Origin of the sequence: Rahnella sp. PCH160 (assembly GCF_047784855.1) — a bacterium.
Lineage (GTDB): Bacteria > Pseudomonadota > Gammaproteobacteria > Enterobacterales > Enterobacteriaceae > Rahnella.
The window spans coordinates 191,066-198,061 of the sequence record NZ_JBLOGT010000003.1; the positions used below are offsets into that span (position 1 = coordinate 191,066).

At 46.2% G+C, this 6,996-nt stretch carries 6 protein-coding genes and 2 pseudogenes; 2 read left to right on the forward strand and 6 right to left on the reverse strand.

Translation table 11 applies throughout. The features are described 5' to 3' along the window. Positions 1–30 precede the first annotated feature (30 nt). The 3 genes from ACM5QY_RS26445 to ACM5QY_RS26455 form a co-directional block, all read right to left on the reverse strand. On the reverse strand, positions 31–291 hold the full coding sequence (locus tag ACM5QY_RS26445; protein ID WP_416123442.1) for a Txe/YoeB family addiction module toxin: 261 nt from the start codon (positions 289–291) through the stop codon (positions 31–33). Next, entirely contained in the window at positions 288–533 is a 246-nt protein-coding gene (locus ACM5QY_RS26450; protein WP_416123443.1) for a type II toxin-antitoxin system Phd/YefM family antitoxin, read from the reverse strand. Before ACM5QY_RS26450 ends, ACM5QY_RS26445 begins: the two co-directional genes overlap by 4 nt. Positions 534–790: 257 nt before the next feature. Next, positions 791–1,816 carry a replication initiation protein gene (locus ACM5QY_RS26455; protein ID WP_416123573.1) on the reverse strand — a complete coding sequence of 342 codons (1,026 nt, stop codon included), beginning with the start codon at positions 1,814–1,816 and terminating at the stop codon, positions 791–793. 923 nt (positions 1,817–2,739) lie between these two features. Between ACM5QY_RS26455 and ACM5QY_RS26460 the strand changes: the two genes are divergently transcribed. Next, complete coding sequence (locus ACM5QY_RS26460) at positions 2,740–3,375, forward strand: AAA family ATPase (RefSeq protein WP_416123444.1); 636 nt, start codon at positions 2,740–2,742, stop codon at positions 3,373–3,375. Further along, a complete protein-coding gene (locus tag ACM5QY_RS26465) occupies positions 3,369–3,635 on the forward strand; it encodes a ribbon-helix-helix domain-containing protein (protein WP_416123445.1) in 267 nt (88 codons plus the stop codon). The genes ACM5QY_RS26460 and ACM5QY_RS26465 overlap by 7 nt, the downstream gene beginning before the upstream one ends. A 238-nt stretch (positions 3,636–3,873) precedes the next feature. On the opposite strand, the pseudogene ACM5QY_RS26470 reads toward ACM5QY_RS26465, so the two are convergent. The 3 genes and pseudogenes from ACM5QY_RS26470 to ACM5QY_RS26480 all read right to left on the reverse strand — a co-directional run. After that, a pseudogene (locus ACM5QY_RS26470) lies at positions 3,874–4,664 on the reverse strand (tyrosine-type recombinase/integrase). Positions 4,665–5,689: 1,025 nt separating this feature from the next. Next, positions 5,690–5,923, reverse strand: coding sequence for a hypothetical protein (locus ACM5QY_RS26475; RefSeq protein ID WP_416123574.1), 234 nt, complete (start codon positions 5,921–5,923; stop codon positions 5,690–5,692). A gap of 220 nt (positions 5,924–6,143) precedes the next feature. Then, positions 6,144–6,996 (reverse strand): annotated as a pseudogene (locus ACM5QY_RS26480) (IS3 family transposase); the annotation flags it as partial.

Consider the following 6,996-nt stretch of genomic DNA (forward strand, 5'->3'; position numbering starts at 1 on the left):
GGCAAAAAAAAACCGCTCAATGCGGGCTGATTAGATTCCGGTGTAGTGGAAACGGCATGCAATAATAATAACTTCCCCATCCTTTACGTAGTAGACAAGCCTATGTTCCCGATCGATACGCCGCGACCATAGTGGCCTTTTATGCTTCAATGGCTCGGGTTTGCCTATCCCAACAAACGCATCAGCATGCACAGCTTTAATCAACTGCCGAACGCGCTCAAACTTTTTTGGGTCATTTTCCTGCCAATATCGATAATCCTCAGCTGCGCGCTGCGTGAATACGGTTTTCATACATCAATTTCTACCGTATCTCCACTATCCAACTGGGTTAACGATGCCTCTATATGTGAAGCGTTCGCAGGATTACTGAAAAGATAAAGCGTCTCGACCATGCTGCTGTATTCATCTGCGTCGAGCATCACGACGTCACGACTACCGCGACGGGTAATGACTACTGTATCCGCGTCATCGCTGACCTGATTCAGTACATTTGCAAAATTGGTACGGGCTTCTGTAAAAGTGATATGTCGCATGGAATAACCTCCTTAAGACGATTGTCAGGCATAATAGCAATGTACTTATTTAAGTACAAGTATGCCGTGCATAGTTAATATTAGCGTCATGGTATTCAGAGGAGGACAAGAAGGGAGGCGTTAAGTACCGATCATATACAAGAAATAAAACTCTTTGTTTTATCACTTCTTTCTCGCGATCAAAGCTTCAACCTCTTCGCAATACAGAACCTTAAAGGAATTGAAAAACGGATCAGACAAAGGATCAGGGTCGACTCTTAAACCGTAGCGTTTACCTTTAGCCCACCATTATTTCTTTTTGACCTTCCCGAAATTTCGCTCCTCATGCGTTTGACTGACACTTCATCACCAATAATCTCATACCAATGCAGCCATCTTTTTAAGTCAGCCAAGGGTAATTTCTCTTTCGGATCATACTCTTCCAGCTTGGCTCTAAAATCTTGCATTACCCCTATACATTTTCTCGCCCAGGCGCCTTCCTTGTCAGACCCTGTAATAGCATGGGGTCTTCTCGGCAGACGTGGCCGTAAAGGTTTGGCAGAAGCGGTCCCTGTCTCAGTAATGTAAAAAAACTTTATCGCTTTAACGGATCTTCCCATTTTTACCGGTTCCCAGGTGACAGAAATATCCGTATTGGCGTTAATACGTTCCACAGCAGGAACCAGCACATCACGTTTGAAAAATCGGTATTCTTCGTATTTCCCCACCAGACCCGTTCGCTCTTTCATCCAGTCAATTTCTAAGGCATCGGTCTCGATAATGCCGTTATTGCGGGCATTTTTTGTGAGTTTCCGAAACTTTACCAGCCAACTGTAAAGGCGGAATGCAAAGGGAGTATCCAGTTTTGACACATGCTGAAAATCGACCTGTGTAAACTCGCGCTTCAGGTCATAAAGATAGGGCACCACGTCAGGAGAAAAACGGATCGTCACATCGGCGCTGTTGTCGGATGCGTCATAGCGGATAGAAGAAAACCAGAACCGTTTGACTTTATCAAGGCGCTGCTTTTTTTCGTTCCATTCAAACGTGACAATCGGCTTGCTACCCAGTGAATCCGCGGCCTTTTTAAGCTGTTGATGAGTATGGGATGGATTGACCCCGAACATTTTTTCAAAGTCAGCAGGAAACAAAGTATAAATACCATCGGGCTGAGGCTTTTTGCTGTCAATTTGTACCAATGCAAGATAAAGCAGGCGCATTTCATCAAGGGTCGCGCTGTAAGCACCTTCCAGAAGTTTATTGTCCTGAGTGACATACAGTTTTTTGACGCTTTGCTTGTCCATGTCTCAACCCAAAGGTGATATTTTTTCTGAATATATCACGTTAAAAATGGATTTATCAACAGATGATCGGATCACGTCTTGCCGCAGATCCGATCACGTGGCACCGCTAAAATTATCACCTTTCACCACAAATGTTATCACCTTTTACCGCAAATGATATCACGCAGTGGTTTTTAACTTACTGTTAGTAAACATTAATATCCTTCCTAGAAACAAGAAAAGAGAAATAAGAAACAAGAAATAAAACGAGCTAACGCAGCTTCGATTTGTTTTTTTATTTTGATCTCCACAGGAAGAATGATCGTCATACAATATTTACTATTTCGCTAAGATTAACCCCACACTTATACCCATAAAAATGGTATCACGATGATTTAAATGGATAAAAGCCAATAATTAACCGCAAAACTTATCACCTAAAAAATCTAAAGCACTCAGATCCTGACATCTAGATCTGTCTGAAAGGATCCGCACCCGTGTATTTACCATAACGAAACACATATCTTATGAAAAATTGGTGCGACGTTACCGCAAAAATTATCACGTATAGCGGCTATCCGTTCTAGATACCAGAACCTGGCAGAAATACACCGCAAATCGTATCACGTCCGGTTGATCATTTAAGCTGGGAAGAAAAACCATGGACGTACCGCAAAACTTATCACGTTTGGCAAAAAAGTAATTTTTTAACTATATGAATTACATATATTAATTTAATGATTTTCTATTACCGCAATTTATATCACGTTAGACTCAGACTTTTTTTCTTCTTCGTGGTCGGAAATCTATCCCCCCTGAAATGTGTTCCTTTCTTCAAAGCATCCATGAAAGCAATGGATAACAATGTGTAGTCAGTTGTACATTATGAAAGTAAGGACTAAAGTAGTACCACTTTGATATCAATATAACACTGGAAAGGTGCCATGATTATACTTATAGGGAGTCAAAAAGGGGGGTGTGGAAAGTCCACAACTGCTGCGAATATCAGCGCTGAACTTGCCAGACAGGGAAAAGACGTGATGTTGGTTGACGCAGATAGACAGGGAACAGCGTCGAACTGGATCAGCGATCGTAATCAAAATACGGATCTTCCAAAAATCCACAGTATCCAGAAATTCGACAATATCCATGAAACGCTTTCCGACCTGGCTAAACGTTATGAATATGTGGTTGTCGATTCTGCAGGACGTGACAGCCGCGAACTTCGCACTGGCATGAGTGCCGCTGATGTGCTGATCGTACCGTTTCGTCCATCACAACCCGATTTGGATACGTTACCTGCATTGCACGACATCATCACGATGGCGCTCGATTTGAATCCCAAGCTTCAGGTCAAAGCGCTGCTGACCATGGCACCTACCAACCCTGTGGTCAACGAAACGCAGGACGCGAAAATTTACCTGGCAGATTATCCGGTGCTGAGTCTGATGCAGACAATCATTCGTGACAGAAAGATTTACCGCGACTGTATGTCAGAAGGGAAAGGTGTAGTGGAGATGGATAACGGCAAAGCCCGCGGTGAAATACAGTGTCTGGTACAGGAGATCGTGAAATGGTAAAGCGCAGAGAGAGAGCTGTTCAGATAGCTGACGCCGAAAAAATTGAAGCTTTCGCGGCCCAGGCTGAAAGCAAGCCAACACAGAGACAGGAGCCTGTCCTTTCAAAGGATGCAAAACGCGACTTTAAGGCAATCAGGGTTCCCTTTAATGAATATGAGTTTACCCAGCTGGAGGGGCTGTGTGAGAAGACCCAGCGATCAAAGCTGAATATGATCCGTCATGCATTGTCCTTCTATGCTGAAAACGGGTTTGGTGAGTAAGAAATTAGACACTATTTTGGTACCAATAAGGAGCTTTTTAGGTATAAAAATAGCTCCTTAATTACACTGAATTAACGTTATAAAATGTCGGCATGCGGAACAGCCCAATCACCCATACATCCTGCCTGTAAGCCTGGCTGATACTGTACAAGCAATCGTTATCTGTGATGCACATATTACATACTAAAATGATGCCAATTTAGTGCTATTTTGATGCTGTAATGATGTTTAAATGGCATCATTTATGTATCAGTAATGCACTATTTCGATGTGTTTCTTTCAGTAATGTAACGGCCTGGGATTCGGGCATGCTGAAGGTGATCTGCTGACTGGCCGCAATATCTAAAGCAAAAACGCGCGTATACACTTCCGTACTTTCCGCTTTCTCATGGCCGAGCAGTGCCTGGAGCACCTTCAGTGGCGTATGCTGATAGCAGTGGTGCATGGCATAGCTGTGCCGAAAAACGTGCGGCGTCACCGGTACCGAAAACGTCACGCCGTCACGTCTTGCATCATCGACCGCCCGGGTTAACCAGTTTCGCACGGTCCTGTCGGTCGCTGTCCAGATGGGAAGCGGACGACGCTCACCGGTCTGCGCATCGGTCTCAATCCTCTCACGCGTACTGGCGAACAGCCGGCGCAGTTCGTCGACAAACCCGGATCCGACAAAGGCACCACGCGGTTTGCCGATTTACCCTTGGCGGGACGGCCGGTACCGGCGCGGCGCTGCTTGGCGGTTCGGATCACCACGTGCGGGTAATCGCCGTTAAGCCTGAAGTCGCGCCTTTTCAACGCCAGCACTTCATTGATCCGCCCGCCGGTATTCCACAGCGTGGAGACCAGGGCGTGCTGTGACCAGTCAGGTAAGTAGTGCAGCAGGGCGCTGACCTCCGGCAATAAAAGGTATCTTGGCAAGTCGGCATAGGCTATCGCCATCTGGCGGAGGGCGAGCGCGCGCCGGTGATCTTCCGGACGCACCATTAACATGGGGCGACGCTCCGGTCCCGGCAGCGTAGTCATATCAGTCATAGGTCATCCTCCCGTTAAAACATAACCGCAAATTTCATCACGTTTGGTAAAAAAAGACGCAGATCGCGCTACGTAAAAAATAGCGCCCACAACCCTTGCCCGTTTCCCAGAATTCACACAGCGCGATCTGCACAAAATCATCCGCCAGCGGCGGCTAAGGTGACCATTTTCGCCCAGCGGGGGGCGGATACCACGGCAAAAAACTCGTGGGCGTGATCGGTCATCCTTTCCGACTTATGGAATTATGCCATAAAACGGAATCAAATAATTTAGCCCGTTGTACAGGGTGGATCCGAAAAGGATCCTTTCGGCGCTGTATTTAGTGGCTAGATATAGGTGTAAGCACAAGATTGTGGGGTTTAGGCCAAAATCCGCCTGGCGGTCGCGGTTGCCGGTAATAGCAGAAAATGGAATGTGATCGTCTGGAGTAACAAAGTAGCAAGCGGCTAGATTTTACAGAAGAGGGGGCTATTTGGGCCAGCGGGAATTTGCTCATAATTATTCAGGCAGAATTGAGGTAGGTGAATTCTGAAAACTTTCGTGGGGTATAAGGCTCAATTTTTTAATCTCCGCAATCTGTGTCGCAGAGCCGGCTACCGGCGGCGATTATCCTGTGATTAAACACAGTGTGCCGAAAATCCGCGTCGCAATCGAGCGGAATAAATACCAAAATGGTGATCGGTCTTTTTGGGGAGTTATCCGGTATACCGGAAAAAGCCAACGTGCGGAGGGGGGATAGGGCGGTCAGCAACGCCCCCGTCGCTGCCGCCCGACCGGACCAGACGGTATGCAAGCCCATGAATCCTCAGCAATTATAACCTATACGTCGGAAAAGGTAACCCGCAGGCGGCAGGATGAAAAAAAAACAAAAAAAAAACGCCATAAACCAAGATATGGTGTTCATGACGTTAAAATAGATACAGATGATGTGGTTAGGACCGTTTTCCCGAGGGTGGCCTGAGAACGTTGGGCAGTCTGGCGGAAAACCGCAATCTGACGAAAATGGTAAAAGAGAAGTCCGCTCCTTACCTGAAACTCAGTCTAAGTAGTCCTCCCTGGCCGAAACCCGATAGACATACAATCTGATATTTTCCATCATCACGTACTGACCATTTTCTGATAATTCCGGCTCTCTGCAAAGCGGGAAGTAATAAATCTGCGCCTTCATCATCACTGAAGGTCAAAAGGGCAGTTTTCTGCCTGAACAGTTTGATAAATTCTTTCTCTTGTAACTTATTTACCAGATTAGAAATAGCCATTTTTTCATTAATAACCTCCATCTATAAGTCTGATGATTAAGTTAATTTTGAAACTATCTTCATCGGATAATTCAATCAAAGAAATCATGACTTCGTTGGATAAGTTTAGGCTCACAAAGAATGCTTCATTATAGTTCCATAATAGTTAAGCAGCAGCGTGGACTTCTCATTAACAGTAAAGTCAGGTGAACTATTTATTGCAACTGTAAGTAACCCAGCTTTAGTTCCACACACTTTTTGAGATTTCCGGTTTCTCAGCCATCAGCCGGTATTCTTCCGGTGTCAGGTTATTCAGGGATTCATGGGGCCGCTCACTGTTATATTTCATTCAGCCAGCGCTCCGTTATTTCCCGTGCTTCATTCAGTGTTCTGAACAGATAAAAATCCAGTATTTCGGTCCGGTATGTTCGGTTAAACCGTTCTATAAACGCATTCTGTGTTGGCTTACCCGGCTTGATAAATTCCAGCATCACGCCATGCTCTTCGGCCCATTGCGCCAGAGCCAGTGATATCAGTTCCGGTCCGTTATCCATCCGCATCTTCAGCGGATATCCACGGTTTGCCACGACCCTGTCCAGCACTCTCACGACCCTCTGCGCCGGGATATTCAGGTCAATTTCGATCGCCAGTGCTTCGCGGTTAAAATCATCCACCACGTTGAAGGTCCGGAAGCGCCTGCCGCACACCAGAGCATCGTGCATAAAATCGATGGACCAGCTCTGGTTCATCGCCTCTGGCGTCGCCAGCGGAGCCGGATTACGCAGCGGCAGGCGCTTTTTTTCCCTTACGGCGAAAATTCAGTTTCAGCAGGCAGTAAATACGGTGAACCCTTTTATGGTTCCATGTATTGCCTGCCTGCGCGCACCTGAAAAAGCTTTTTAAATCCGTATCGCGGATAGCGTTCAGCCGCCACGGTCAGCGCCATAATCACCGGCTCATCACGTCGCGTATCCGGCTGATAACGAAATACCGTCCTGCTCAGCGACAATGTCCTGCATGCCTGGCGTAAGCTCATGGCAAACTGCGCGGTCAGATAGCTGACCAGCTCACGCTTTATCGCTGGTTTTAAAGCT

Bases quoted from the DNA above. Each gene is read 5' to 3' on its own strand.
- ACM5QY_RS26455 (WP_416123573.1), bottom strand. From the start codon at position 1,816: ATGGACAAGCAAAGCGTCAAAAAACTGTATGTCACTCAGGACAATAAA.
- ACM5QY_RS26475 (WP_416123574.1), bottom strand. From the start codon at position 5,923: ATGGCTATTTCTAATCTGGTAAATAAGTTACAAGAGAAAGAATTTATC.
- ACM5QY_RS26465 (WP_416123445.1), top strand. From the start codon at position 3,369: ATGGTAAAGCGCAGAGAGAGAGCTGTTCAGATAGCTGACGCCGAAAAA.
- ACM5QY_RS26450 (WP_416123443.1), bottom strand. From the start codon at position 533: ATGCGACATATCACTTTTACAGAAGCCCGTACCAATTTTGCAAATGTA.
- ACM5QY_RS26445 (WP_416123442.1), bottom strand. From the start codon at position 291: ATGAAAACCGTATTCACGCAGCGCGCAGCTGAGGATTATCGATATTGG.
- ACM5QY_RS26460 (WP_416123444.1), top strand. From the start codon at position 2,740: ATGATTATACTTATAGGGAGTCAAAAAGGGGGGTGTGGAAAGTCCACA.